This is a genomic window from Mediterraneibacter glycyrrhizinilyticus (assembly GCF_015560805.1).
GTDB classification, from domain to species: domain Bacteria; phylum Bacillota; class Clostridia; order Lachnospirales; family Lachnospiraceae; genus Schaedlerella; species Schaedlerella glycyrrhizinilytica_A.
In genome coordinates this window covers 83315-105509 of the sequence record NZ_JADMSO010000009.1, presented here as the reverse complement: position 1 = coordinate 105509, position 22195 = coordinate 83315, and the positions used below count along the sequence as shown (strand labels likewise).

At 47.5% G+C, this 22195-nt stretch carries 20 protein-coding genes; 17 read left to right on the top strand and 3 right to left on the bottom strand.

From position 1 onward, the window contains the following. The first annotated feature begins 93 nt into the window (after positions 1-93). The gene (gmk, locus tag I2H87_RS10265) at positions 94-771 is read left to right on the top strand and encodes a guanylate kinase (protein WP_009266574.1); all 678 of its coding nucleotides are present in this window, start codon (positions 94-96) and stop codon (positions 769-771) included. Positions 772-881: 110 nt separating this feature from the next. Here gmk and I2H87_RS10260 read toward each other — a convergent pair whose 3' ends face one another. Beyond that, positions 882-2102 carry an argininosuccinate synthase gene (locus I2H87_RS10260; protein WP_009266573.1) on the bottom strand — a complete coding sequence of 407 codons (1221 nt, stop codon included), beginning with the start codon at positions 2100-2102 and terminating at the stop codon, positions 882-884. Between the two features lie 345 nt (positions 2103-2447). Here I2H87_RS10260 and crcB point away from each other — a divergent pair, with 345 nt between their 5' ends. Beyond that, complete coding sequence (gene crcB, locus I2H87_RS10255; protein WP_009266571.1) at positions 2448-2813, top strand: fluoride efflux transporter CrcB; 366 nt, start codon at positions 2448-2450, stop codon at positions 2811-2813. A gap of 84 nt (positions 2814-2897) precedes the next feature. Here crcB and I2H87_RS10250 read toward each other — a convergent pair whose 3' ends face one another. Further along, the gene (locus I2H87_RS10250) at positions 2898-3389 is read right to left on the bottom strand and encodes a PH domain-containing protein (protein ID WP_009266570.1); all 492 of its coding nucleotides are present in this window, start codon (positions 3387-3389) and stop codon (positions 2898-2900) included. A 68-nt stretch (positions 3390-3457) separates the two neighbouring features. Continuing rightward, positions 3458-4105: an L-rhamnose mutarotase gene (locus I2H87_RS10245; protein WP_009266569.1), complete on the bottom strand. Its 648-nt coding sequence runs from the start codon at positions 4103-4105 to the stop codon at positions 3458-3460. A 211-nt stretch (positions 4106-4316) separates the two neighbouring features. Here I2H87_RS10245 and I2H87_RS10240 point away from each other — a divergent pair, with 211 nt between their 5' ends. The 15 genes from I2H87_RS10240 to holA all read left to right on the top strand — a co-directional run bounded on the left by I2H87_RS10240 (position 4317) and on the right by holA (position 22193). After that, positions 4317-7085, top strand: coding sequence for a translation factor GTPase family protein (locus I2H87_RS10240; protein WP_195609872.1), 2769 nt, complete (start codon positions 4317-4319; stop codon positions 7083-7085). A gap of 141 nt (positions 7086-7226) precedes the next feature. Then, the gene (proB, locus tag I2H87_RS10235) at positions 7227-8153 is read left to right on the top strand and encodes a glutamate 5-kinase (RefSeq protein ID WP_009266567.1); all 927 of its coding nucleotides are present in this window, start codon (positions 7227-7229) and stop codon (positions 8151-8153) included. Then, positions 8125-9375, top strand: a complete 1251-nt coding sequence (locus I2H87_RS10230; protein ID WP_009266566.1) for a glutamate-5-semialdehyde dehydrogenase — start codon at positions 8125-8127, stop codon at positions 9373-9375. The genes proB and I2H87_RS10230 overlap by 29 nt, the downstream gene beginning before the upstream one ends. A gap of 157 nt (positions 9376-9532) precedes the next feature. Then, positions 9533-10573, top strand: a complete 1041-nt coding sequence (argC, locus tag I2H87_RS10225) for an N-acetyl-gamma-glutamyl-phosphate reductase (RefSeq protein ID WP_009266565.1) — start codon at positions 9533-9535, stop codon at positions 10571-10573. A gap of 20 nt (positions 10574-10593) precedes the next feature. Then, positions 10594-11043 carry a GNAT family N-acetyltransferase gene (locus I2H87_RS10220; protein ID WP_009266564.1) on the top strand — a complete coding sequence of 150 codons (450 nt, stop codon included), beginning with the start codon at positions 10594-10596 and terminating at the stop codon, positions 11041-11043. A 16-nt stretch (positions 11044-11059) separates the two neighbouring features. Continuing rightward, the gene (gene argJ / locus I2H87_RS10215; RefSeq protein ID WP_009266563.1) at positions 11060-12283 is read left to right on the top strand and encodes a bifunctional glutamate N-acetyltransferase/amino-acid acetyltransferase ArgJ; all 1224 of its coding nucleotides are present in this window, start codon (positions 11060-11062) and stop codon (positions 12281-12283) included. A 59-nt stretch (positions 12284-12342) separates the two neighbouring features. Continuing rightward, positions 12343-13242, top strand: a complete 900-nt coding sequence (gene argB / locus I2H87_RS10210; RefSeq protein ID WP_009266562.1) for an acetylglutamate kinase — start codon at positions 12343-12345, stop codon at positions 13240-13242. Then, the gene (locus I2H87_RS10205; RefSeq protein WP_009266561.1) at positions 13232-14413 is read left to right on the top strand and encodes an aspartate aminotransferase family protein; all 1182 of its coding nucleotides are present in this window, start codon (positions 13232-13234) and stop codon (positions 14411-14413) included. The genes argB and I2H87_RS10205 overlap by 11 nt, the downstream gene beginning before the upstream one ends. A 110-nt stretch (positions 14414-14523) precedes the next feature. After that, positions 14524-14958, top strand: a complete 435-nt coding sequence (locus I2H87_RS10200) for a DMT family transporter (RefSeq protein ID WP_009266560.1) — start codon at positions 14524-14526, stop codon at positions 14956-14958. A 101-nt stretch (positions 14959-15059) separates the two neighbouring features. Then, the gene (locus I2H87_RS10195; protein ID WP_243273914.1) at positions 15060-15818 is read left to right on the top strand and encodes a helix-hairpin-helix domain-containing protein; all 759 of its coding nucleotides are present in this window, start codon (positions 15060-15062) and stop codon (positions 15816-15818) included. Positions 15819-15828: 10 nt separating this feature from the next. Next, positions 15829-16518 carry a response regulator transcription factor gene (locus tag I2H87_RS10190; protein ID WP_009266558.1) on the top strand — a complete coding sequence of 230 codons (690 nt, stop codon included), beginning with the start codon at positions 15829-15831 and terminating at the stop codon, positions 16516-16518. Then, complete coding sequence (locus tag I2H87_RS10185) at positions 16475-17947, top strand: sensor histidine kinase (RefSeq protein ID WP_165853382.1); 1473 nt, start codon at positions 16475-16477, stop codon at positions 17945-17947. The genes I2H87_RS10190 and I2H87_RS10185 overlap by 44 nt, the downstream gene beginning before the upstream one ends. Before the next feature lie 12 nt (positions 17948-17959). Continuing rightward, entirely contained in the window at positions 17960-18892 is a 933-nt protein-coding gene (locus I2H87_RS10180; RefSeq protein ID WP_117550359.1) for a GerMN domain-containing protein, read from the top strand. Between the two features lie 9 nt (positions 18893-18901). Further along, positions 18902-21202 (top strand): DNA internalization-related competence protein ComEC/Rec2, encoded by a 2301-nt coding sequence (locus I2H87_RS10175; protein WP_117550357.1) that lies wholly within the window; start codon positions 18902-18904, stop codon positions 21200-21202. A gap of 10 nt (positions 21203-21212) precedes the next feature. After that, a complete protein-coding gene (holA, locus tag I2H87_RS10170) occupies positions 21213-22193 on the top strand; it encodes a DNA polymerase III subunit delta (protein ID WP_022151237.1) in 981 nt (326 codons plus the stop codon). Positions 22194-22195: the final 2 nt, after the last annotated feature.

Here is a 22195-nt window from a genome sequence, read left to right as displayed (position 1 = left end):
AAAATAACTTATATTGCCTTTTGTTTTCTTTCTTTGTATAATAAAATTAATTATTTACAGAATATTCAAAATACGAGAAGGGAGACTTGTGACATGGGAAAAGATAAGGAATATTTTGAGAAGATTGCCGAATACGGACAGCTGATCGTGATTTCCGGACCGAGCGGAGTGGGGAAAAGGACGATCATTAAAGAGTACATGAAGCAACATGAGAGTGCGGTGAAGTGTGTTTCCGTGACAACCCGGGCGCAGAAGCCGGAAGAGGTAGACGGAAGAGAACATTATTTTGTATCCCAGTTTGAATTTGAACGAATGGTCCGTTCCCAGCAGCTTCTGGAGTACGAGTATTATAATCGGAATGGTTACGGAACTCCGAGAAAAGCAGTGGAAGAGCAGAGAAAGCAGGGGAAGAATGTGATCGTGATTGCAGATGTGACCGGGGCGATGCGGATTCGTGCGAGATGTCCGGAGGCGACACTGATCTTTATTCTCTCTCCGACGTGGGAAGCATTGGAAACGAGGATCCGCGAACGTCATGCGGGAAATGATGAAAAGATCGAAGAGCTTCTTTCCATCGCACAGGAGGAGATCCTCTGTGCAGAACAGTATGATTACATTTTGATCAATGACAGTGTGGAAAAGACAGTCCGTCGTTTGGGACAGATCATTCATGGCAATCGTTACAGTAAAAACAGTATGAAGACATTTATGCAAAGCTATATTAAAAGTGAGATCCAGTCAGATCTGGTGGATGAGATTCTTTCTTTATAATATGGGGAGGATGCATATAAGACAGGAATTACATGAGAACTTGAGAAAACGTCTGCCGGGGAATTTCCCTGACAGACGTTTCTTGTATGGTAATTTTGAGAATGGAGATCTTATTTTTCTAATTCCTGCATTTTCATGGCACGAACTTTCAGCGGAAGACCAAACAGATTGATGAATCCCTCTGCATCGTGGTGGTCGTACAGTTCCCCGGTTGTGAAACTTGCCAGTGACTCACTGTAAAGTGAATATGGAGAAGTCTCGCCGGCTTTGATGATATTGCCTTTGTACAGTTTGAATTTGACTTCACCTGTTACATACTGCTGGGTAACGTCGACGAATGCCTGAATCGCCTCACGAAGCGGTGTAAACCACTTGCCCTCGTATACGATCTGGGCAAATTTGTTGCCGAGGTCTTTTTTTACTTCATAAGTTGCACGGTCAAGTACAAGTTCTTCCAACTGTTCATGTGCGGCCATCAGGATCGTTCCGCCCGGTGTCTCATAAACACCACGGGATTTCATGCCGACAACACGGTTTTCCACGATATCAACAATACCGATACCATGTTTTCCGCCGAGCGCATTGAGTTCGGTGATGATCTCGGAAACTTTCATTTCTTTTCCGTTCAATGTTTTCGGAACGCCTGCTTCAAATGTCATTGTCACATATTCTGCTTCATCCGGAGCTTTTTCAGGAGAAACCCCGAGAACGAGCAGATCGTCATAGTTCGGCTCGCAGGCAGGATCTTCCAGTTCCAGACCCTCATGACTGATATGCCACAGGTTGCGGTCGCGGCTGTAACTGTGTTTTGCATCAAACGGAAGATCGATTCCGTGCTGTTTGCAGTATTCGATTTCTTCTTCACGGGACTGCATCGTCCATACGTCTGTCATACGCCATGGAGCAATGATCTTAAGATCCGGCGCCAATGCTTTGATTCCGAGTTCAAAACGGATCTGGTCATTTCCTTTTCCTGTTGCACCGTGGCAGATCGCGCTTGCGCCCTCTTTCCGGGCAATCTCTACGAGACGTTTTGCAATGACCGGACGTGCCATGGATGTTCCGAGAAGATATTTGTTCTCATAAACAGCTCCGGCTTTTACGCACGGAACAATGTAATCGTCACAGAATTCATCGATGATATTTTCGATGTACAGTTTGGAAGCACCGGAAAGTTTTGCACGTTCTTCCAATCCGTCTAATTCCTCGCCCTGTCCACAGTCGATGCAGCAGCAGATTACTTCATAATCGAAATTCTCTTTCAGCCACGGAATGATCGCTGTTGTGTCAAGACCACCTGAATATGCCAATACTACTTTTTCTTTACTCATTGTTTTTGCCTCCTAAAATATGTATATTTTTATTTTTTATCATGTTTTCTCATTGGAATCCCATGTTCCTTGGGAAACTGTTATTACTATACACCTGTTTTTATAAATATGCAAGTGAAAATGTAAAATATTTGAAAAAATGTATAAAATAAGCGGCAAGATGAATAAAAATAGGGAGAATATACATGAGTATGCAAAAACAGTCGAAGAGAAAAGAGAGAACACGAAGCATATTTTCAGAATCGGGAAATTGTGCTATGATCATAAGAAATGCATGGACAGCGGTGGATATGTTGCAGGTCATGCAGATATGAGTATTTGAGCATGAATGAGGAGGAGAGGGATATGACAGAGTGTATTATTGTCGGTATGGGAGGATTTATCGGAGCAGTCTGCCGCTATTTGGTCGGACTGCTCCCGGTGAAAGAATCGTTTGTATTTCCGATCAAAACATTTGGGATTAATATCATAGGATGTTTTTTGATCGGGATCATTGCGGCGCTTGCGCTGAAAAATAGTGCGTTGGATCCAAGATGGATCTTGTTTTTAAAAGTCGGGATTTGTGGCGGATTTACAACATTTTCATCCTTTGCGCTGGAATCTTGTGATTTGCTTGGAAAAGGAAATGTGTGGATCGCGTTCTTGTATCTGGTTTTAAGCGTTGCGCTTGGAGTGGCAGCGGTGTTTGCGGGACAGTGGATCGTTTCCTGAGAAAGTGGAGATAGAAGAAAAGCATCACGCAATGATCGTCGGGGCAGATGATTTTGTGATGCCTTTCTTTTTTTTATTACTATATTATTTTAAACCGTTGATTCTCAGGCAATTCTCATAAGACAGTTCCTGAAGCATTTTGTACAGGGGCTGTACGTTAAATTTTTTCGGAAATTCCAATTTGTGAGAAACATATTGTACGTCATGAGCAAATAAATTGGCTGTCTTAATATAAGTGAATGTAAGTTCACTGTCGTCAAAACCAAAACCGGCGGTTTCCATAGTTACATCTACAATAGAAAATAGATTGATAGATTCAATTCGAACTTTACTGCCCGTAGCGCCTTGCTTATCTGAGAATATAATTCTTTTGTCTGTAAAAATAAGCGCATCACGAATGAGTTTAAAGCCGGAAACAATATTTTCACCGTCCATTAGATACATACCATATTCTTGCATTAACTGTTCGGCAGATACTTCACTATAATTGTTGAGCCCGCCTTGTAGAAGACTGCTTCCTCCTGCACCTGCCATTGTTTTAGCGCTGTTTAAAACATCTTTCATTCCAAATGCCATAGTGGATCCCTCCTGTTTTTTCGTTAAATATGTTTCAGATTAAGAAAAGAAGTTGATTCGTGCCGGTTTTAAGGATGCCATGCCAGACGGATACTGCTGACGTGGTGTTCTTTTGTCATCCAGTCCACATCATTGGTGATCCAGTCCATAATTTCCAATTGACGTGTCTCCCATGCAATTGTATTTTCGTGTTCTTCCGGTGTTTCTTCCGTCTCCATGGTCGTATCGATCTCATTGTATCCGAAAATATAACCGCCGGCGCTCCAGATACTGAAATTGCTGTCCGGTCCGGGATCCACAGAATCGCCGCGCTGTTCGATCAGAGCGTCATGTCTTGCTTTGTATTCTTCCTCACATCCGGGCTTTAATTTTGTCATGAACATTCGATGACGGATCAGTTCCTTATCGGAGCGGACGATTCCGAAATTGTGGTACATCAGGCGCATGTTCTGCTCCGGGGTGGAGACCCAGGTGAACAGATCGCTCATTTGTGATGTCAGATTTTCGATCACAGCTTCTTCTTCCGGAGAAAGCATAAATGCAGTGTCATGTTCGCCGTATATAAAAATAAGATCTTCGGCATTCCAGATGCTGAAATTGCGGATCTCGTTTCGGTCGAGAAATGCTGTGATCTCCGGCCAGAGTCTGCCGAGTGTGCGGCGATAGTCGTTCATTTTCCCATCATTGATCTTTAATGCGATTGCATATCGTTCCATTGAAAAAACCTCCTTGCTTTTTGGTAATGCGAAAATTAGCTGTTTTCATTATACACGAGAAACGGTATAATGAAAACTAAAAAGGGTGAATAGCGTCAATGCACAAAGGAAAAAACGATGAAAACCATTGAAATTATGCGGCTTGAGGCGGGTTTCTCTTTGTACACCGACGCTAGGACCATGAAATATAGAACAGAAAGGGGTATTTTCGATGAACAATCCATCAGAAAATAGACCAAAAAGACATTTATGTATCGGGCTATTGGCCCATGTGGATGCAGGAAAGACAACCCTGTCGGAAGCGATGCTTTACACAGCCGGCAGTATTCGCAAGATGGGGCGGGTAGATAATAAAGATGCATTTCTGGATACGTTTGCGTTGGAGCGTGCCAGAGGGATCACGATTTTTTCCAAACAGGCAAGGCTTGTGTTGGATGAAAATACAGAAGTATTTCTTCTGGATACGCCGGGGCATGTGGACTTTTCGGCGGAGATGGAGCGGACGCTCCAGATCCTGGATTATGCGATATTGGTCGTAAGCGGAGCGGACGGCGTGCAAGGGCATACGGAGACACTTTGGAAATTGTTGACGAGATATGAGATCCCAACGTTTCTTTTTGTCAATAAAATGGATCAGGAGGGAACAGACCGGAAAAAGTTGATGCAGAATCTGCAGAAGTATCTGAGCGGGAATTGTCTTGATTTTACATCAGAACAGGGGATTGACGGACTTTTATCAGACGAAATATTTGCCGAAAATGCAGCGGTCTGTGACGAGGCTGTTCTGGAGCGCTATCTGGAAACAGGAGAGATGGAAAAAGAAGATCTGGTCTCAATGATTTCGAAAAGGAAAATTTTTCCGTGCTTTTTCGGATCTGCACTGAAGTTAAACGGCGTGGAAGAAATGATGCATGCGGTCTCGGTATTGACGAGAGAGCCGTCTTATCCGGAAGCATTTGGTGCAAAAGTATACAAAATCGCAAGGGACGAGCAGGGGAACCGTCTGACATTTTTAAAAGTGACCGGCGGCTGCCTGAATGTAAAAGAAGAACTTTTGGAAGAGAAAGTGAATCAGATCCGTATTTATTCCGGAGCAAAATATGAGACGGCAGGGCAGGTGAAAGCCGGGGAAGTCTGTGCTGTGACCGGACTTTCCAAAACCTATCCGGGCGAGGGAATCGGATGCGAGTCAGAATCGTTTCTTCCGGTGCTGGAACCGGTACTGACTTATCAGATCCGGATTCCGCAGGATTGTGATGTGCATAAAATGCTGCAGAATCTGAAGCAACTGGAAGAGGAAGAACCGCTGCTCCATATTGTATGGAATGAACGCCTGGGAGAGATCCACGCGCAGTTGATGGGAGAAGTCCAGACAGAGATCCTGAAAAGTATGATCGCGGAACGGTTTGGTGTGCGTGTGGAGTTCGGAGCCGGAAATATTGTATATAAAGAAACGATCCGAAATACCGTGGAGGGAGTCGGACATTTTGAACCGCTCCGGCATTACGCGGAAGTCCATCTGCTGTTGGAGCCGGGAGAACCCGGAAGCGGAATGCATTTTCTGTCCAATTGCAGTGAAGATGTGCTGGATAAAAACTGGCAGCGTCTGATCCTGACACATTTGGAAGAAAAAGAACATTTGGGGGTGTTGAGCGGATCGCCGGTCACGGATATGCAGATCACACTTGTTTCCGGTCGGGCACACCAAAAGCACACGGAGGGCGGTGATTTCCGGCAGGCAACTTACCGGGCTGTGCGGCAGGGATTGAAAAAGGCAGAAAGCGTACTGTTGGAGCCATATTATGAATACAGACTGGAAGTTCCGTCGGAGATGGTCGGACGTGCGCTCTCGGATCTTCAGCGGATGAACGGAACATTCGGATCGCCGGAGCAGATCGGCGAGATGGCAGTGCTCAGCGGGGAAGCGCCGGTTGCTCTGATGCAGGATTATCAGAGGAAAGTGATTTCCTATACTAAGGGGCGGGGACGGCTTTCCTGCAGTCTGAGTGGGTACAAGCCATGCAGCAATGCCGAGGAAGTGCTCACAGCGATCGGCTATGATTCGGAGCGGGATCTGGAGAATCCGACCGGTTCGGTATTTTGTGCCCATGGGGCGGGATTTGTAGTGCCGTGGGATCAGGTGGAGGATTATATGCATCTGGAGTCGGTCTTCAAACCAAAAGAGGAAGAGCCGGAGCAGGATCCGTTTGACGAACAGGCGGTCAGCGCGGCGGTGCAGAGAGCCAGATATGTAAGCAGTCTGTCACCGGAAGAGGAACGGGAACTGGAAAAGATGGCGGAAGCCTCCCGACGGAAACGGGAGCAGGCGAGAAAAAAATATTCTTATCGAAAGACAGAACTGGATACTGGTTCAAACAGTACCGGAGAATATAAGAGCAGAAAACGGGAGCGCCGAAAGGAATATTTGCTGGTGGACGGTTATAATATTATCTTTGCATGGGAAGAACTCCGCGAGTTGGCCAAGATCAACATTGACGGTGCGCGCGGGCGGCTGATGGACATTTTGAGCAATTATCAGGGAATCCGGAAGTGTACCTTGATCCTTGTATTTGATGCATATAAGGTAGAGGGATTTCCGGGCGAGATACAGCAATATCATAATATCCATGTCGTTTATACAAAGGAAGCGGAAACCGCAGATCAGTATATCGAAAAAGTTGCACATGAGATCGGGCGGAAATATGAAGTCACCGTCGCAACTTCGGACGGCACGGAACAGGTGATCATCCGCGGACAGGGATGTCATTTGCTGTCGGCAAAGGAACTGCATACCGAGATCGTACTGGCGCAGAAAGAGCTGCGTGAAAATCATATGGAAAAAGCGGAAAGTACGAAAAATTATCTGTTTCATTATTTGGATGAAGAGACGGCGAAAGAAATGGAAGAAGTACGGCTAGGGAAAGAAAATGCAAGTGTTGGAAGCGATGAAAATATACCGGACGGAAATCGTTGCTCTTGACAAATGAAAAATTTTGAGTGAAGATAGCGTTAGTGTACAAGGCGTATTTCCACTTGTACACTGACGCTACCAATGGAAAGCGGTCTTACAGCTTTCTAATATGAGGAATGGAAAAAGAACAGAGGGCGGTTTCATAGAGAGATGGACAGAAAAGAGATTTTAAGCAAAAAGAAACGAATTGTGATAAAAGTAGGAACGACTACGATTACTTATGAAGAAACCGGGAATATTAATCTGGATAAACTGGAGAAGTTTGTGCGGATCCTGATCAATCTTCGGAATCAGGGAAAAGAAGTGATCGTCGTATCTTCCGGCGCTGTGGGCGTTGGGAGAAATGCGCTGGGATTGGATCACCGGCCGGATACGGAAGCTGAGAAGCAGGCATGTGCTGCGGTCGGACAGGGCAGGCTGATGATGATCTATGAAAAATTATTTAACGAATACAGCCAGCTCACCGCGCAGGTTCTTCTGACAAAGGAGTCGGTCACGAACGAAGAGTGCAGAAAGAACGCGCGTCAGACATTTGACGCACTGCTGAATATGCATGTTGTCCCAATCGTCAATGAGAACGATGCGATTTCCGTCGATGAGCTTGCATATGGGAACTTTGGGGACAATGATACGCTGGCAGCCAATGTGGCAGAACTGGTCGAGGCGGATCTTTTGATCCTGCTTTCCGATATTGAGGGAATGTATACCGCAGATCCGAAGAGCAATCCAAACGCCCGTTTTATCCATACCGTCGTGGAGATCGACGAGAAACTGGAACAGATGGCGGGCGGTTCTTCCAGTGACTTCGGCACGGGAGGAATGGCGACAAAAGTCAATGCGGCAAAAGTGGCGACGAGAGCAGGGGCAGATATGGTGATCGCCAACGGTGACAATATCTATGCGATCAATGATATCATGTCGGGGAAAAAAGTCGGAACGTTATTTTTGTCGAGAGAGCATGGAAAGGAACTGGAAAACGAACTGGCGCCGGAACGGGCGCAGTTCCGCAGGCAGGTAAAGCGCCAGAAGAAGATGGAGGAAAACGTCGATGGAAAATTATATGGAAATACTTGGTAAACGGGCAAAAGAGGCAGCCAGAGAGGCGGCAAGGCTTGGCACGGAAGAAAAGAACCGGGGACTTGTCACAGTCGCGGAAGAGCTGGTCGCTCAGACGGAGTGGCTCCTGAGTGAAAATGCGAAAGACTTAAAAGAAGCTGAAGCCCGGGGAATGAAAAAATCATTGATCGATCGGCTTTGTCTGACAAAAGAGCGGATCGAGGGAATGGCGGAAGGACTGCGTCAGATCGCGGCGCTGGAAGATCCGGTCGGAGAGGTACTGCGGATGTGGAACCGTCCGAACGGACTTCGGATCGGACAGAAACGGGTTCCGCTCGGTGTAGTCGGCATTATTTATGAATCCCGCCCGAATGTGACGGCAGATGCGTTCGGACTTTGCTTTAAGACCGGAAATGCAGTGATCCTGCGCGGCGGAAGCGACGCGATCCATTCCAATCTGGCGATCGTCCATGTGATTAAAGAGGGACTTCGCAAAGAACGGCTTTCACAGGATCTGATCCTTTTGGTGGAGAATACGAGCCGGGAGACGGTACAGCAGATGATGAAGCTGCATGGATATATTGACGTCCTGATTCCGAGAGGCGGCGCCGGACTGATCGCATCGGTTGTGGAAAACAGCACGGTTCCGGTGATCGAGACCGGTACCGGAAACTGTCATATTTATGTGGATGAAAGTGCGGATCTGAATATGGCGGTGGAGATCATTGAAAATGCGAAGACACAGCGTATGGGTGTCTGCAACGCCTGTGAATCGCTTGTGATCCATCAGCGTGTTGCGTCGGAAGTAGTACCGATGATCGTGCAGTGTTTAAAGCAGCATCAGGTGGAGATCCGCGGGGATGAACGTGCATGCCGGATCACAACAGAGATCGCCGAGGCTTCGGAAGAAGACTGGGGAACCGAATATCTGGATGCAGTGATCTCAATGAAGATCGTCGATTCGCTGGAGGAGGCGATCGACCATATCAATCGTTACAATACGGGACATTCGGAATCGATCATCACAAAAGACTATGCAAATGCACTGAAATTCCAGGATGAGATCGACGCCGCTGCGGTATATGTAAACGCATCGACGCGGTTTACCGACGGATTTGAATTTGGATTTGGCGCAGAGATCGGGATCAGCACGCAGAAACTGCATGCGAGAGGACCGATGGGACTGACGGCGCTGACGACGACAAAATATATTATTTTCGGAAACGGACAGGTACGTCCTTGATTTGTTAAAATTTTTTGAAACTGGCACTTGCATATTATTCATCTTAGATGTATAATTATGCAAGTGCTTTTCTAATATACAGGATGTCAGGTATTTTTTGTCTTGGCGTCCTATACAGGGAAGTATATGATTTTCAGGAGGGAAGGATGGTAATACTATGATCAAAGCAGGAATTATCGGAGCAACCGGATATGCGGGAGGAGAATTAGTCCGGATCCTTACGGCACATAAAGATGTGGAAATCAAATGGTACGGCTCCAGAAGTTATATAGATCAGAAATATGCATCGGTATATCAGAATTTATTTCAGATCGTTGATGCAGTTTGTATGGATGATAATATGGAAGAACTGGCAGAGCAGGTGGATGTGATCTTCACGGCAACTCCGCAGGGACTGTGTGCATCGCTTGTAAATGAGCAGATTCTTTCCAAAGTAAAGATCGTGGATCTAAGCGCGGACTTTCGGATCAAAGATGTATCGGTCTACGAAAAATGGTATGGGATCGAACATAAGAGCCCGCAGTTTATTGAAGAGGCGGTATATGGATTGTGTGAAGTGAACCGGGAAGAGGTGAAAAAAGCAAGACTTGTTGCGAATCCGGGATGCTATACGACCTGTTCGATCCTGACAGCTTATCCGCTGGCAAAAGAGGGGCTGATCGATATGAGCACGCTGATCATCGATGCAAAATCAGGAACGTCCGGAGCAGGACGGGGGGCTAAGACGGCAAATCTGTTCTGCGAGGTCAATGAAAATATGAAAGCATACGGTGTGGCGACGCATCGTCACACGCCGGAAATTGAAGAACAGCTCGGATATGCATCCGGAGAAGAAGTCGTGTTGAACTTTACACCTCATCTTGTTCCGATGAATCGCGGAATCCTCGCGACGGAGTATGCAAAACTGAAAAAAGATGTGAGCTGGGAAGAGGTAAAAGCGATTTATGACAAATATTACGAGGATGAGAAATTTATCCGGGTATTGGACAAAGGAATCTGCCCCGAAACAAAATGGGTCGAGGGAAGCAACTATGTGGATATCGGATTCCAGATCGATCCGCGGACGAAGCGGATCATTATGATGGGGGCGATCGATAATCTGGTCAAAGGGGCAGCAGGTCAGGCAGTGCAGAATATGAACCTGATGTTCGGACTTCCGGAGAGAGAAGGGCTTGAACTGGTGCCGATGTTCCCGTAAGAAAAATGAGGTGACCGAATATGACAGTCAGAACAATGCAGATAGAAGATTACGAGGGCGTTCACGAACTCTGGATGACGATCAAAGGATTCGGGATCCGAAGTATCGACGATTCGAAAGAGGGCGTCGAGCGTTTTTTGAAACGGAATCCGACAACCAGTGTAGTGGCGGAGATGGACGGGAAGATCGTGGGAAGTATTTTGTGCGGTCATGACGGAAGAAGAGGGTGTCTCTATCATGTCTGTGTGCACGAGGGATACAGAAGACACGGCATCGGAAAAGCGATGGTTGTACGGGCAATGGAAAAATTGAAAGAAGAGCAGATCAGTAAAGTTTCCTTGATCGCATTCACGGAAAATGATATCGGGAATGCCTTTTGGAATACGATTGGATGGACAGAACGGCTGGATCTGAATTATTATGAATTTACATTGAATGAAAAAAATATCACAGCATTTAACGAACAGTAGGAAAGAGGGATGGATCATGGAAATAATCAAAGGCGGAGTGACCGCGGCGAAAGGATTCGAGGCGGCGGCAGCCCAGGCAGGGATCAAATATCAGGGACGGACCGATATGGCGCTGATATACAGCAAAAAGCCATGTAAAGCAGCCGGAACATTTACAACGAATGTGGTGAAAGCGGCTCCGGTGAAATGGGATCGTCAGGTCGTAGATTCCGGCGTGAAATGCCAGGCAGTCATTGTGAATTCCGGGATCGCAAATGCATGTACCGGAGAGAACGGAATGCAGATCTGCAAGGAAACAGCCGAGCAGGCGGCGCAGACGTTGGGGGTGGATCCAAACGGCGTAATGGTCGGATCCACCGGTGTGATCGGAATGCAGATCCCGATGGAACGTATCAAAGCGGGGATCGGGATGCTGGAAAAGAATAAAAGCGGAGATCTTGCGGCAGGACATGAAGCGGCAAAGGCGATCATGACGACGGACACAAAGGAAAAAGAAATTGCGGTTACATTGGAAATCGGGGGAGAGACCGTGACGATCGGAGGAATGGCGAAAGGATCCGGGATGATCCATCCGAATATGTGCACGATGCTGGCGTTTATCACGACGGATGCGGCGATCACAAAAAAAGCGCTGCAGAGGGCGTTGAGTGAAGACGTCAAAGATACATATAATATGATCTCCGTGGATGGAGATACTTCGACAAACGATACGGTACTGCTTCTCGCAAACGGCAAAGCAAAGAATCCGAAAATCCATTGCGGAACACCGGAATATGAACAGTTCGCAGCGGCGCTGCATGTGGTGAACGAGACGCTTGCAAAGAAGATGGCGGGGGACGGCGAGGGCGCCACGGCGCTTTTTGAAGCAAAGGTGACAGGAGCAGCGACAAAAGAACAGGCGAAAGTGCTTGCAAAATCCATTGTCTGCTCCAATCTGACAAAAGCAGCGATCGCAGGACATGATGCGAACTGGGGACGGATCCTCTGTGCGATGGGATATTCCGGAGCCCAATTTGATCCGGAAAAAGTAGATCTGTATATTGAAAGTGCCGCAGGAAAAATCCAGTTGATCGAGGACGGTGTGGCTCTCGATTACAGTGAGGACGAAGCGACTAAGATTCTTTCCGAACCGGAAGTGACCGCGACGGCGGATATCAAGGAGGGAACAGAAAACGCGACGGCTTGGGGATGCGATCTGACGCATGGCTATATTGACATTAATGCAGATTACAGAAGCTGATCATTCGGCGTATCGGACAGAAGAAGACAGCATCAGAAACGGGAAAGAAAGGGAATACTATGAATAAAAATATGCAGCAGTATCTGGATAAGGCGGAAGTATTGATCGAGGCGCTTCCGTACATCCAGAGATTTAACAGGAAGATCATCGTCGTAAAATACGGCGGCAGCGCGATGGTGGACGAGGAATTGAAAAAACGGGTGATCGAAGACGTCACTCTTTTGAAATTGGTTGGGTTTAAACCGATCATTGTGCACGGCGGCGGAAAAGAGATCAGCAAATGGGTCGGCAAAGTCGGAATGGAACCGAAGTTCATCAACGGACTGCGTGTGACCGACGCGGAGACGATGGAAGTGGCAGAGATGGTGCTTGGCAAGGTCAACAAAAGTCTCGTGCAGCATGTGGAGGAACTGGGTGTCCGCGCGATCGGAATCAGCGGAAAAGACGGCGGGCTTTTGAAAGTAGAGAAAAAATATTCGGACGGAAAAGACATCGGATTTGTCGGAGAAGTAAAGGAAGTCAATGCGCAGATCCTTTATGATCTGCTGGAAAAAGATTTTCTTCCGATCGTCTGCCCGATTGGTCTGGACGATGAATTTCAGACATATAATATCAATGCGGATGATGCCGCCTGTGCGATCGCGCGTGCGATGAAAGCAGAAAAACTGGCATTCCTGACAGATATCGAGGGTGTGTATAAAGATCCGGAAGATCCGTCCTCGCTGATTTCGGAACTCTGGGTGGAAGAAGCAGAGAAATTGATGGCAGAGGGATATATCGGAGGAGGAATGCTCCCGAAACTGCAGAACTGTATCGATGCGATCGAAAACGGTGTGTCGCGGGTACATATTCTGGATGGTCGGATCCCGCATTGTCTGCTGCTTGAGATCTTTACAAACAGAGGGATCGGAACCGCGATCCTGAACGGGGAAGAAAGCAGGTATTATCATGGTGAATAAAAAAATACAGGAAGAAGAACAACAGTTATTTCAGCTTTACAACCGTTTTCCGCTTGTGCTGGATCATGGAGAGGGCGTGTATCTCTACGATACGGACGGGAAAAAATATCTGGATTTCGCGGCGGGGATCGCTGTAATGAGTCTGGGGTATCAGAATAAGGAATTAGAGGAAAGTCTCACAGAGCAGATCAAAAAACTGTGCCATACATCCAATCTGTTTTATCATGAAAACGGCGGAGCGGCAGCGGAAGCACTGAACCGGGTTTCCGGTATGGATCATGTATTTTTTACGAACAGCGGAACGGAAGCGATCGAGGGGGCGCTGAAGACTGCCAGGAAATATGCGGCATTAAAAGGGAACGGGCGTTTCGAGATCATTGCCATGGAAGATTCGTTCCACGGACGTTCTATGGGCGCTCTTTCAGTGACCGGAACGGCTGCTTACAGGGAACCGTTTGAACCGCTGATCCCGGGGGTGCGGTTCGCAAGATTTAATGATCTGGACAGTGTGAAAGCAAATATCACGGACAAGACTTGCGCGATCCTTTTGGAGCCGCTTCAGGGAGAGGGTGGCATCCACCCGGCGACGCAGGGATTTATGGAGGGAATCCGTGCGCTTTGTGACGAACAGGATATTTTGATGATCTGCGATGAGATCCAGTGCGGAATGGGGCGGACAGGGAACATGTTTGCATGGCAGGAATATGGTGTGAGACCGGATATCCTGACGATGGCAAAGGCGATCGGAAACGGGATCCCGGTAGGCGCATTTGCAGTGACCGAACAGGTGGCGGCACATTCCATGAAGCCGGGAGATCACGGAACGACTTACGGAGGAAATCCGCTGGCATGCATGGCGGTGAAAAAAGTTGTCGAGATATTTGAAAAAGACAAGATCGTGGAGCATGTCCGGGAAATCGCGCCATATCTGACAAAACGTCTGGATGAACTCGTGGAGGAAACGGACTGCGTCACTGAGCGCAGAGGAAAAGGGCTGATCCAGGGGATCGTGGTCACAAAACCGGCAGGAGAGGTGATCAACCGTGCGATCGAGGAGGGCTTGCTCATTATTTCCGCGAAAGGAAATGTGCTTCGCTTTGTTCCGCCGCTTATCATTGAAAAAGAACACATCGATGAAATGATCGAAAAATTAAAACATGCGTTACTTTAAAGAAAGTCGTGGAGCTACCGCTTAAGGACGATCTTTAAGATGTATGAAAAAACCAGTCATTGACATATACTATCCGAAAGAGAAGAAAAAATAGTGGAGGTATGTAAACAATGATTGGTTTTTTGATTGCACTTCTTTCCGGTGCGTTGATGAGTGTGCAGGGGGTTTTTAATACACAGGTGACGAAAACGGCCGGAATGTGGGTGTCGAACGGATGGGTGCAGTTGAGCGCTTTTACGGTCTGCGCTGTTCTGTGGCTGTTTACCGGAAGAGACAGTATCGCGGCGATAGGAAAAGTGGAGCCGAAATATATGCTGCTTGGCGGTGTGATCGGCGCCGGGATCACCTGGACTGTAATTAAAAGTATGGCGGCGCTCGGACCGGCGAAAGCAGCGCTTCTGATCGTGATCGCGCAGTTGATCGTCGCGTATCTGATCGAACTGTTCGGTCTGTTCGGCGTAGAAAAAGCAATGTTTGAATGGAGAAAAGTGGGCGGGCTTGCCCTTGCACTGATCGGAATTGCGATCTTTCAATGGGAGCGGTGATGTTTTTTTGAAATATCTATTGTAATTTAGACGGCGATTCGATACAATATTGTCATCTGGCATAAAGGGGCTTGCGGTGTGCTGCACTGTGAGGAAAAGAAATGAGCGTCAGAAATTGGAAAAGAGCTGCGGTGTGGTTCATGCTGCCGGCTCTTGTATTGTTATGTTGTACGGGCTGTAAAAAGAAAGAGCAGGATACATTTGCCGAACTGCGGCTGGAGGATGGATCGTCCGGAAGTACGGAGAAGAAAGAAGCGGAAGAGATCGGGAAGTCCGAAGAAAGGACGTCCGGTACGAAGGATCCTGGGACAGAAAAGCAGAGTATGCCGGAGTCCGAAACTTCTGGAGATCTTTCCGGGGACAAAGAACCGGAATTGGTATTTGTCCATGTGTGCGGTGCGGTCGTTTCCCCCGGCGTTTACGGAATGGATGCGGACGCCCGTGTATATGAGGCAGTATCCTATGCGGGAGGACTGCGGGAAGATGCGGCCGGAGAAGCTGTGAATCAGGCACAGAAAGTGACGGACGGGGAGCGGATCTATATTCCGACTCGGGAGGAAGTCGTGAACGGTCTGATCCCAGAAGCGGAAGAAGATACGGAAACGGCGGTCGGAAGTACGGAGGAAAGCGGCGGTGCGCAGACAGGCAGTACGGACGAAAAAGTGAATATCAATACCGCTTCGGCGGAAGAACTGAAGACGTTAAGCGGGATCGGTGATACACGGGCAGAGAGTATTATCCGGTATCGGGAAGAACAGGGCGGATTTCAGAGTGTTGAAGATCTGATGAATGTCGAAGGCATCAAAGAAGGGGTATTTGAGAAAATAAAAGACAGAATTACAGTCAATACAGGAAGTTAGGGAAGTTAGAATGGGTAAGAAAAAAATCTTAGTAGTGGACGATGAAAAATTAATCGTAAAAGGGATCCGTTTCAGTCTGGAGCAGGATGACATGGAAGTAGACTGTGCGTATGACGGAGAAGAAGCGCTTGCGTATGCGAAGCAGTGCGAATATGATCTGGTGCTTTTGGATGTCATGCTGCCGAAGATGGACGGGTTTGAAGTCTGTCAGCATATCCGGGAATTTTCCGATATGCCGATCGTCATGCTGACGGCAAAAAGTGAGGATATGGATAAGATCCTGGGTCTGGAATACGGTGCGGATGATTATATTACCAAGCCGTTTAACATTCTGGAGGTAAAGGCGAGGATCAAGGCGATCATGCGCAGGACGGCAAAGCGGGAGGAAGCGCAGCCGAGCACTGTTCTGGTAAAAGGGGCGATGAAGATCGACTGTGAGAGCCGCCGGGTATTTATCGAGAACCGGGAAGTCAATCTGACCGCAAAAGAATTTGATGTATTGGAACTTCTGGCAATGAATCCCAATAAAGTATACAGCAGGGAGAACCTGTTGAATCTGATCTGGGGAACGGATTATCCGGGAGATGCAAGAACTGTCGATGTACATATCAGAAGACTGCGGGAGAAGATCGAGACGAATCCGAGCGAACCTCGGTATGTGCACACGAAGTGGGGAGTTGGTTATTATTTCCAGGGGTAAATTACATTCTAAAATCAAAGATAAGATCAAGAGTCTGCGGTTTTATGTGATCGTGATGATCATGTGTGCGGCGATACTGCCGGGGGCGGTCGCCTATTTCGGGGTGATCAAGGCTTATGAAGCACGGGCGGTATCGCTGCAGACTGCGGAGATACAGAATCAATGTACAATTCTATGTGATCAGCTGGCAAGCTATCACTATCTGGAGGAACGTTCGTCCGAAGTTATCAATGCAGGTCTGACGCAGATGACCAATATTTACAATGGCAGAGTGATGATCATCAACAGTGATCTTGAGGTGATCAAAGATACGTATGCCCTGGATGAGGGGAAGACGATCGTATCGGAGAATGTTGTGCGCTGCATGCAGGGAACAAGCACCAACTATTATGACAAAGAGAACCATTATATAGAAGTGACGTCTCCGATCACGGAATCCGGCAGCGATAAGATTGCCGGGATCATGCTTGCCAGTGTTTCGACCGATACGATCGAGGACAGTCTGGAAATTTTATCGTCCAGGGGAAAGGTCATTCTCGGAACGATGCTGATGCTTGTGCTTGCACTTGCTTTTCTTGTCGCGGATCTGCTTGTGCGTCCGCTTCATAAGATCGCATCGGAGATCGAGGGAGTGACGGAAGGGTATGCGGATGAGGTCGCGAGAGTCGATCGTTTTACGGAGACAAGGCAGATTTCCGATGCATTTAATAAGACGTTGGCGCGGCTGAAGCGGATTGACGATTCCAGAGAGGAGTTCGTCTCCAACGTGTCGCATGAATTAAAAACGCCGCTTGCATCGATGAAAGTGCTCGCGGATTCGCTTGTGACACAGGAAAATGTTCCGGTCGAATTGTATCAGGAATTTATGGAGGATATTGCGAAAGAGATCGACCGGGAAAATGACATCATCATGGATCTTCTGACGTTGGTGAAGATGGACAAGCGGTCGCAGGACATCAATGTCCGGCAGGTGCAGGTCAATGAGATGCTGGAACTGATCTTAAAGCGCTTAAAACCGATCGCGGAAAAGAAAAATGTAGAAGTCGTACTGGAAAGTTTCCGTCCGGTCACGGCAGAGATCGACGAGGTGAAGATGACGCTTGCGATTTCCAATCTGGTGGAAAATGCGATCAAATATAACCACGCGGACGGATGGGTCCATGTATCATTGAATGCGGATCATAAATTCTTCTATATTAAAGTTTCGGATTCGGGAATCGGAATTCCGGAAGAAGATCAGGCGCATATTTTTGAGCGTTTTTACCGGGTAGACAAATCACATTCCCGGGAGATCGGCGGAACCGGTCTGGGACTTGCGATCGCGAGAAACGCGGTGATCATGCATCGGGGATCGATCAAGGTTTACAGTACCCATGGGGAGGGAACCACGTTTACCGTGCGGGTTCCGCTCATCTATGTTACGTCGTAAAGGAGGATTGGGATGAGGAAGAAAAAAGGAAGATGGCTTTCTTTTCTTTTTATAATGCTTCTGATACCGGGATTGCTGGCATGCGGAAAACAAAAAGAACCGGAAGACGGCGATCCTTATATTTACAGCCTGAATGAAGACCAGACGGGAATTGTAAAGCGTCCGTATCCGATCGGCGGAGAGGATACGAAAAGTCAGGTGGAATCCATTCTGAAAGGTTTGGAAACTCCGTCCGATGAAATTGAATATACGGACGTCTTTCCGGATAATGTAAAAATCAGGGAATGGAATGTGCAGGATTCAATCGTGTATGTGGATTTTAACGCCGCTTATCTGGAGATGGAAACCGTCCATGAAAAACTGGTCCGGTCGGCATTGGTCCAGTCACTTTTGCAGGCGGATCAGGTGGCGGGCGTATGGATCAGCGTGGAGGAAAATGCGCTGAAAGAGACGGACGGAAAGGTGGTCGGCATTCTGAATGAGGACGATTTTGTGGAAAATACAGGATCTTCCCTGAACTCTTATCAGACGACTACATTGAAACTGTACTTTGCCAATGAATCCGGCAGCAAACTGGTAGAACAGACTGTGGAAGCAAAATATAACAGTAACCTTTCCATTGAGAAACTGATCGTGGAGAAAGTGATGCAGGGACCGAAAAAAAGCGGAGCGTATCCGACGCTGAATCCGGACGCGACGCTTTTGGGGGCGACGATCAAAAACGGGATCTGCTATGTGAATTTTGACAGTGAATTTTTGGACAGCGCTTATGATGTGAAGCCGGAAGTGGCGGTGTACTCGCTGGTCAACTCACTGATCGAGGGGACTCCGGCAAGCAAAGTCCAGATTACGATCAATGGGGAAAAGAATGCAAAATATATGGAGATGATCGATCTGTTCCAGCCGCTTCAACGAAATATGGATCTGGTGGAGGAAAAGAAATAGGAGATAGAAATGAAAAGACCGTTGTGTCTGGTTTCGGTTATATTTCTCGGGATCTGGCTGTTTCTGGCAGGAGGGCTTCAGCTTTCGGAAGATCAGAAGCCCTCGCCGCTGGAACAGTATACGCAGGATGGGGACGAGCTTATCTTACAGGGAACGGTATCCAAAAGGGAAGAAAGACCGGAGTATCAAATATTGAGTCTGACGGATGTTCAGATCCGTCACAAAGAACAATTCATAGAAGAATCAAAACTTCTTGTTTATGTCGAACAAATAAGCAATCAAACAACAGAAAAAGAAACAGCATCAGACCGTGTATCGGTGGGGAGTCAGATCCGGGTGAGCGGAGAAGTGCAGTTTTTTGAAGAAGCCAGAAATCCCGGGAATTTTGATCGGAAATTTTATTACCGAAAACAAGGGATCCATGCGTCTGTCTGGGCAGATTCCTGTCAGATCATTGAAAAAAAGACCGGGGACATCCGCGAATATCTGACCAGATTCCGGATAAAGTGGAAAGAACTGCTGATCGAATGTCTCGGGGAAACGTACGGGAATTGTATGAGCGCGATCCTTATCGGAGATAAATCCGAACTGGATGAAGAGATCAAAGACCTGTATCAGAAAAGCGGGATCGGACATATTTTGGCCATTTCCGGATTGCATATGTCATTTATCGGGATTGGATTGTATCAGATTTTGAGAAAGTTCGGAATCCCTTTTTTGCCGGCAGGACTCATTGGGATTACATTTCTTTTATTGTATACATGTATGATCGGAAGCGGCGTGTCCAGTCAGCGGGCGCTTGTGATGTTTGCCGTCCGGGTAGGGGCGGATATGAGCGGGCGGGATTATGATCTGCCCACCAGTCTTGCACTTGCTGCGTCGGTGATCGTATTTTGCCAGCCTCTTTATTTATTCGACGCCGGATTTCTATTATCGTTCGGTGCGCTTCTCGGCATCGCAGTGGTGGAACCGGTATTGAAGATTTATTCGGTTGTCCCGGGATTTCTTCGAGGCGGAGCTGCGATCCATCTCGTTCTGCTTCCGATCCTTTTATACTATTATTACGAAATACCGACTTATTCGATCCTTTTAAATCTGGCGGTGATCCCGCTGATGTCTTTCGTGTTGGGAGCCGGGATCTTCGGAAGCCTTGCGGCGCTTTTCGATATGCAGATCGGAAAAGCAGTTCTTTCTATATGTAAATGGATCCTGAGAGGGTATGAGACCGGGGCTTTCGGAAGTCTTTCTCTGCCATACGGGTGGATCGTAACCGGACAGCCGGAGAAGTGGATGATCGTTCTGTATTATCTTCTTTTGTTTGGCGGATGTGCGGCGGCAATGTATGCGTCGGGGAAAATGGCGGTGAAAAAACAAACCGCCGGAACAAAAAAAGCAAAGGAAAAAATGGCGGAGGTATGGTTGGGATCAAGACTGATCCGCGCGTGTATCTGCGCAGGGATTCCGCTGTTCTGTGCGGCTACGCTTCTGACGCATCGGGTAGAGGGAGAAGTGCGGGTGACGATGATCGACGTGGGGCAGGGAGATGGATTTTATCTGAAAAGTCCGTCCGGAAGCCACTGTATGATCGACGGGGGAAGTACCGACGTGTCATCCGTGGGCGCTTACCGGATCGAACCGTTTTTGAAGTCGCAGGGCGTCGGGATGTTGGATTATGTGTTTGTCTCTCATGGGGATGAAGATCATTTGAGCGGGATCCGGGAACTGCTGCTTTCCCAGAAATTTGGCATCCGGATCGGGAAATTGATCCTGCCGGATGAACAGGTACTGGACGGAGCGCTTTTGGAACTGGCAAATACGGCAGAGCAGACAGGAACGGAAGTGGGAGTCATCCATGCCGGGGAACAGTGGTCTGATGGCGAAATGTATCTGAAATGTCTGGCACCCTCCCGGGAGTATGATGGAGAGAGTGGAAACGCGGCGTCTATGGTATTGGAACTGGATTACGGAAATTTTGAAATGCTCTTTACCGGAGATGTGGAGGGGGAGGGAGAGGACGCATTGGTTCAGGCAAAATGTCTGCGGGACTATGATATTTTAAAAGCGGCGCATCACGGATCGAAAAACTCGACGACAAGAGCATTTTTGGAACAGACGCGACCGGAGATTACCTGGATTTCGGCAGGAATAAACAATCGTTACGGACACCCTCATAAGGAGACGGTCGAACGGCTTGAAAATGCGGGGAGCATTACAATGAAGACGCAGGATTTCGGGGCGGTGACCGTGTATACGGACGGAAAACAGATGCGGATGGAAATGTTTTGCAAAATCAAAGATTTTCCGATATAATAGTAACGCTATGAAAAATTTGAATGAAGACTTAAAAACAGGAAAATTAAAACAGGCATATCTTCTCTATGGGGAAGAGAATTATCTGAAACGGCAGTATAAGGAGCGGATCACAAAAGCGCTCCTCGGAGAAGACGATACGATGAATTATGCGTATTACGAGGGAAAAGGGATCAACTTAAAAGAGGTGATCGACCTTGCGGAGACACTTCCGTTCTTCGCGGAACGCAGATTGATCGTATTTGAGAATACCGGACTTTTTAAAAGTGCCGGGGCAGATCTGGCAGATTATATCAAAGATCTTCCGGAGACAACGTGTTTTCTCTTTATCGAAACAGAGGTGGACAAGCGAAGCAAACTGTTCAAAGCCGTGAAAGCAAAGGGCAGCGTTGTGGAGATGAACTTTCAGGATGAGGCGACTTTGAAGCGTTGGACTGCCGGCTGTATCCAGCGGGAGGGAAAGAAGATCACGGAGCGTGATGTGATCTATTTTCTGGAAAAAGTCGGAACGGATATGGAGAATATCACGAAAGAACTGGAAAAGATCTTTTGCTACACATTGGGACGTGACGTGATCGCGAGAGAAGATATTGACGCAGTCTGTGTCACACAGATCTCCAATCATATTTTTGAGATGGTCAATGCTGTGGCGGAGAAGAAGCAGAAGAAAGCGCTGGATCTGTATTATGAACTGCTTGCATTGAAAGAACCGCCGATGCGGATCTTATTTTTGATGATGCGGCAGTACCGGAATCTGTTTCAGGTAAAAGGTCTGATGAAAAAAGGGTATAACCGGAAAGAGATCGCATCAAAAGCAGGACTTCACCCGTTTGCAGCCGGGAAATATATGGATCAGGCAAAAGTCTTTAAGACAAGCGAACTGCGGGAGATCCTGGAAGATGGCGCGGAGATCGAGCAGAGGGTGAAAACAGGTCTTTTGACCGATCATCTGGCAGTGGAGCTGTTTATCGTAAAATATTCAAATGGTTAGTT

Coding starts and splice junctions, on each gene's coding strand:
- I2H87_RS10200 (WP_009266560.1), top strand. CDS start 14,524: ATGATTGGTTTTTTGATTGCACTTCTTTCCGGTGCGTTGATGAGTGTG.
- I2H87_RS10180 (WP_117550359.1), top strand. CDS start 17,960: ATGAGGAAGAAAAAAGGAAGATGGCTTTCTTTTCTTTTTATAATGCTT.
- I2H87_RS10175 (WP_117550357.1), top strand. CDS start 18,902: ATGAAAAGACCGTTGTGTCTGGTTTCGGTTATATTTCTCGGGATCTGG.
- I2H87_RS10185 (WP_165853382.1), top strand. CDS start 16,475: ATGTGCACACGAAGTGGGGAGTTGGTTATTATTTCCAGGGGTAAATTA.
- argC (WP_009266565.1), top strand. CDS start 9,533: ATGATCAAAGCAGGAATTATCGGAGCAACCGGATATGCGGGAGGAGAA.
- holA (WP_022151237.1), top strand. CDS start 21,213: ATGAAAAATTTGAATGAAGACTTAAAAACAGGAAAATTAAAACAGGCA.
- crcB (WP_009266571.1), top strand. CDS start 2,448: ATGACAGAGTGTATTATTGTCGGTATGGGAGGATTTATCGGAGCAGTC.
- I2H87_RS10220 (WP_009266564.1), top strand. CDS start 10,594: ATGACAGTCAGAACAATGCAGATAGAAGATTACGAGGGCGTTCACGAA.
- I2H87_RS10190 (WP_009266558.1), top strand. CDS start 15,829: ATGGGTAAGAAAAAAATCTTAGTAGTGGACGATGAAAAATTAATCGTA.
- I2H87_RS10250 (WP_009266570.1), bottom strand. CDS start 3,389: ATGGCATTTGGAATGAAAGATGTTTTAAACAGCGCTAAAACAATGGCA.
- proB (WP_009266567.1), top strand. CDS start 7,227: ATGGACAGAAAAGAGATTTTAAGCAAAAAGAAACGAATTGTGATAAAA.
- I2H87_RS10245 (WP_009266569.1), bottom strand. CDS start 4,105: ATGGAACGATATGCAATCGCATTAAAGATCAATGATGGGAAAATGAAC.
- I2H87_RS10240 (WP_195609872.1), top strand. CDS start 4,317: ATGAACAATCCATCAGAAAATAGACCAAAAAGACATTTATGTATCGGG.
- I2H87_RS10195 (WP_243273914.1), top strand. CDS start 15,060: ATGAGCGTCAGAAATTGGAAAAGAGCTGCGGTGTGGTTCATGCTGCCG.
- argB (WP_009266562.1), top strand. CDS start 12,343: ATGAATAAAAATATGCAGCAGTATCTGGATAAGGCGGAAGTATTGATC.
- I2H87_RS10205 (WP_009266561.1), top strand. CDS start 13,232: ATGGTGAATAAAAAAATACAGGAAGAAGAACAACAGTTATTTCAGCTT.
- argJ (WP_009266563.1), top strand. CDS start 11,060: ATGGAAATAATCAAAGGCGGAGTGACCGCGGCGAAAGGATTCGAGGCG.
- gmk (WP_009266574.1), top strand. CDS start 94: ATGGGAAAAGATAAGGAATATTTTGAGAAGATTGCCGAATACGGACAG.
- I2H87_RS10230 (WP_009266566.1), top strand. CDS start 8,125: ATGGAAAATTATATGGAAATACTTGGTAAACGGGCAAAAGAGGCAGCC.
- I2H87_RS10260 (WP_009266573.1), bottom strand. CDS start 2,102: ATGAGTAAAGAAAAAGTAGTATTGGCATATTCAGGTGGTCTTGACACA.